The sequence below is a fragment of the Mycobacterium kyorinense genome (assembly GCF_002101735.1).
Taxonomy (GTDB): domain Bacteria; phylum Actinomycetota; class Actinomycetes; order Mycobacteriales; family Mycobacteriaceae; genus Mycobacterium; species Mycobacterium kyorinense.
On record NZ_LQPE01000151.1, the window covers coordinates 1 to 1,112 of the forward strand.

The following is a 1,112-nucleotide window of genomic DNA, read 5'->3' on the forward strand; positions in this document are numbered from 1 at the left end:
GGGCCCGATCCCAACAGCGACGCGCGCCAGCCCCTGGCCGGTCTGAGCGCTCGCGTCATCGAGCAGTACCGGCAACCCTTCGACGAGCTGTTGGCCGGCGCGGCGGCTCGTGATGAACTCGACGACTTCGACACCACGCTGGCCATCATCCAACTACTCGGACCCATCGTGTTCGCCAAACTCACCGGGATGAAAACACTGACACCCGCGGACCGTGTCCGCATCGTCGACGATTTCCTGGTGGCCCACCGACCACCGACGCCAGAAACCGCCTGACGATGCCCGGCGCTGCCACCACTACAGGGGCATCGCGTCGGCAACCTCGGGTGCATGCCGTTCCCCACAAAGGGGTACTCATAGTAGCGTTGCGATACCGATAGTCTCTTTTCCATAGTCTCTCTTCCAGGGAGAGGCGCTTCCCTTTCGGGAGTAGATGCGATGACAGACGGCCGACCAGGTTCGACGGCCACGGCGAACGCGCGCCACACGGCACGAACCGGGCAGTCCCGGCCGCCGGCTGCCGGGAGGGAATACAGCGGGCGGCTGGCCGCCCTGGGCGGATTCACCGTGCGGCATAAAGTGCTGGTGATCGGGACATGGCTCGCGGTCGCGGTCGTGTTGGCCCTGCTGTTTCCGCAGTTGGAGACGGTGGTGCGGCAGCAATCGGTGGATCTGATCCCCCGCGACGTGCCGTCGTTTCAAACGCTGGACCGGATGAGCGCCGCGTTCGGCGAGCAGGGATCCAAGACCACAGTCTTCGTCGCGATGGAAGACCCCGCCGGGTTGACTCCGGCCGCGCGTGACCGCTACGAGGCGATGGTGTCGCGGCTGCGCGCCGACACCGACCATGTGCTGCTGGTCCAAGACCTGCTAGCCGACCCGGTCACCGCCACCCAAGCGGTCAGCCAGGACGGCAAGGCCTGGTATCTGCCGGTCGGCGTGGCCGGCACCTTAGGTGACCCCACCGCGGCCGAATCCGTGCAAGCGGTGCGCGCCCTCGCCGCCGAGGCCTTCGCCGATTCGAGCACCACGGTGCGGGTGACCGGTCCACCGGCCACTTTCAGCGACCAAATCGGTTCGGCCGAACACGATCTGGTGCTCATCTCGATCGC

At 66.5% G+C, this 1,112-nt stretch carries 1 protein-coding gene and 1 pseudogene; both read left to right on the forward strand.

What is annotated here, in order from left to right:
* Positions 1–276: pseudogene (locus tag AWC14_RS20795) on the forward strand (TetR/AcrR family transcriptional regulator C-terminal ligand-binding domain-containing protein); the annotation flags it as partial.
* Between the two features lie 162 nt (positions 277–438).
* The coding region (locus tag AWC14_RS20800) for an MMPL family transporter (protein WP_211282309.1) at positions 439–1,112 on the forward strand (674 nt) is incomplete at its 3' end.